Consider the following 3,052-nt stretch of genomic DNA (forward strand, 5'->3'; position numbering starts at 1 on the left):
GAGGCCTACCTGCACGGGGTCTCCACCCGCAAGGTCGATGATCTGGTCAAGGCGCTCGGGGCCGAGACCGGGATCTCCAAGTCCGAAGTTTACCGGATCTGTGAGGACCTGGACCACGAAGTCGGCGCGTTCGAAGGACCGGAACCTTTCGGCCATGGACTACCCGTACGTTTTCCTCGACGCGACCTACTGCAAGGCCCGCGTCGGGCACCGGGTCGTGTCCCAGGCCGTCGTGGTTGCCTTCGGTGTGGCCGCGGACGGGCGGCGGGAAGTCCTGGGCTTCGACGTCGGCAACAGCGAGAACGAGGGATTCTGGANTGTTAGCGGCCATGAAAAACTGCCCGTAGGCGGCCACGGAACTGCCCACTGACGGCCATGAAAACTGCCCGTCGGTGGCCATGAGATCTGCCCACTTCCTTACTGACCCTGCCGCTTAAGCGGCGGGAGCCTCTCCCCGGGGTTTGATGACGGTGTCTAGTCGCACCAAAGTCGCCCGGGAAGAGGCCCTAATGAAGTTTGACGGAGAAATCATGGAAATACTTGCTGCGTATGATTTGACCGGATCGTTGCGCGCCGCCGCGGAGCTCACCGGCTGCTCGCACCACACTGTGGCCAGGCATGTTGCTGCCCGTGACGCTGGCCAGCCGATCGCCGAGCCGGTTTACCGGGGCCGGGTCACGGATGCGTTCCTGCCCAAGATCGAGGAATGGATCGAGGCCTCCAAGGGCAGGATCCGCGCCGACAAAGCCCACGAGAAGCTCCTGGCCCTCGGCTACGAGGGTTCGGAACGCTCGACCCGCCGGGCCGTCGCGCAGGTCCGTGCTGCCTGGCGTCTTGGCCATGTCCGGGTGCACCGGCCGTGGATCACGGAACCGGGCATGTGGCTTCAGTACGATTTTGGTGACGGCCCCGTGATCGAGGGGAAGAAGACCGTTTTGTTCGTGGCCTGGCTGGCGTGGTCCCGCTTCAGGATCGTGATCGCGCTGCGGGACCGGACGGCGCCGAGCGTGTTCGCCGCGCTGGACCGCACGTTCCGTGTCATCGGCGGTGCCCCAACGTATGTATTGACCGATAACGAGAAGACCGTGACGGTGTCCCATATTGCCGGGGTCCCGGTGCGCAACCAGCAGACGGTCGACTTCGCCCGCCACTACGGGGTGACGGTGTTGACCTGCCAGCCGGCTGACCCGGCGTCCAAGGGCGGCGTGGAGTCCTCGGTGAAAGTCGCCAAGGCCGACATCGTGCCCACGGACACCAACCTGCGTGCCGAATACGCTTCCTTCGCCGAGATCGAAGCGGCCTGCCAGGCGTTTATGGACGAGGTCAACCATCGTGAGCACCGGGCCACCCGCCGCAAACCAGCCGCGATGCTGGCCGAGGAGGGACCGCGGTTGCACCGGATCCCGGACACTGCGCACACCGTCGCGTTCGGGCTCTCCCGCACCGTTCCGGGGAACACGCCGATGGTCACCTTCGAGAACGGGCAGTACTCCGTTCCGGCGTATCTGCTCGACGCGCGGGTGTTCGTCCGGGCCCACGGCGCCGGAGCCGACGAGCAGGTCATCATCGTCCACCACGGCAGCCAGGGGCCGGTGGAAGTCGCCCGGCACCGGCGCGCCCGGCCCGGCAGCCCGGCGATCAATGACGCCCACTTCCCGGACCACCGGCCCAGGATCCCGGGTGAGTACACGGCGAAAGCCAGGACGGCCGCGGAGGCGGAGTTCCTTAGCATCGGGGCCGGCGCCCGGACCTGGCTGCTCGAGGCCGCAGCGGCGGGCACGGCCCGGATGAACGTGAAGATGGCCGAAGCGGTCGCCCTGGCGAAGATCGCCGGGCAGTCCGAGGTCGATCAGGCCCTCGGGACCGCGGCCATCCATGGCCGCTTCGCGAACAAGGATCTTGCCTCGATCCTGAACGCCGCAACCACTCGCACCACCACCCATGCTGCCGGGGAGACCCGGTCCTTGACCCAGGGCACCGCCGGGTGGGCGGCGATCGGCCGACCACCCGTTCCCGCCCCTGTTGACGGCGCCCTGGAGGAAAGCGCATGAGCCCGGTCCCGACCACGGCACCCGTGCTGGCGCCGGAGCTGGAGGCGCTGATGCGGCAGCTGAAGATGCCTCATGCGCGGGCGTTGGCGCCGGAACTGATCGCGACCGCCCGCGCCCAGCGCTGGGAACCGGCCGAGGTCATCAAGGCCCTCTTCGTCGAGGAAGTCGCCGGCCGGTCCCGGTCCATGCTCGCCACCAGGCGCAAGGCCGCGGGCTTCCCGACCGGGAAGACTTTCGACACCTGGGACCCTGCTGCCTCCTCGATCCCGGCACCGACGCAGCAGGCGCTGCGTACGCTGGAATGGATCGGGCGGAAGGAAAACGTCGTGATCTGCGGCCCGTCCGGCACGGGCAAAACGTTCTTCCTCGAAGCCCTCGGCCAACAAGCCGTCGAGGCCGGCCTGCGGGTCGCGTGGTTCCGTCTCGAGGACCTCGGCGCTCTCATGCGAGCCCACCGCTCCGATGACAGCGTCACCAGAGTCGTCGCCCGGATCCTGCGCGCAGATTTGGTGGTGGTCGATGACATAGGACTCTTGCCGGTCGGAACCGACGCGGCCGAGGGCCTCTATCGCCTCGTCGATGCCGCCTATGAGAAACGGTCCATCGCGGTTTCCTCAAATTTGCATCCGGCCGGCTTTGACGAGCTCATGCCCAAAACCCTCGCCACGGCGACGGTCGACCGGCTGCTGCACCACGCGCACGTCTGCCAGACCTCAGGAGAATCGATCCGCCTCAGCCAGGCACTGGCCGGAAAAGGAGTCACCCCCATGAACTAAACCCACACCCCAACATGGCCAGCGCCACCGAACACCCGGTGGGCAGATCTCGTGGCCATGAGTGGGCAGTTTTCATGGCCACCAGCGGGCATTTTTGCTGGCCGTCCGTGGGCACAAACTATTGGCCATTGACACTGGTGATCTCCGACGCCCACAGCGGCCTGAAGAAAGCCATCGGCACGGTGTTCCAGGGCGCGGCGTGGCAGCGCTGCCGCGTGCATTTCA

Annotated in this window: 2 protein-coding genes and 2 pseudogenes; all 4 read left to right on the top strand. The window is 66.8% G+C overall.

Annotated features, from left to right (window positions below):
* Positions 1 to 316, top strand: a pseudogene (locus ACZYZ3_RS20390) (transposase); the annotation flags it as partial.
* Positions 317 to 509: 193 nt separating this feature from the next.
* On the top strand, positions 510 to 2,051 hold the full coding sequence (gene istA / locus ACZYZ3_RS20395) for an IS21 family transposase (protein ID WP_463965586.1): 1,542 nt from the start codon (positions 510 to 512) through the stop codon (positions 2,049 to 2,051).
* Positions 2,048 to 2,827, top strand: a complete 780-nt coding sequence (gene istB / locus ACZYZ3_RS20400; RefSeq protein ID WP_463965587.1) for an IS21-like element helper ATPase IstB — start codon at positions 2,048 to 2,050, stop codon at positions 2,825 to 2,827. The genes istA and istB overlap by 4 nt, the downstream gene beginning before the upstream one ends.
* A 134-nt stretch (positions 2,828 to 2,961) precedes the next feature.
* Positions 2,962 to 3,052: pseudogene (locus ACZYZ3_RS20405) on the top strand (transposase); the annotation flags it as partial.

This window comes from Pseudarthrobacter linnaei (assembly GCF_055412825.1).

Excerpts from the sequence above, each read along its gene's own strand:
- istA (WP_463965586.1), top strand. The coding sequence starts at position 510 with ATGAAGTTTGACGGAGAAATCATGGAAATACTTGCTGCGTATGATTTG.
- istB (WP_463965587.1), top strand. The coding sequence starts at position 2,048 with ATGAGCCCGGTCCCGACCACGGCACCCGTGCTGGCGCCGGAGCTGGAG.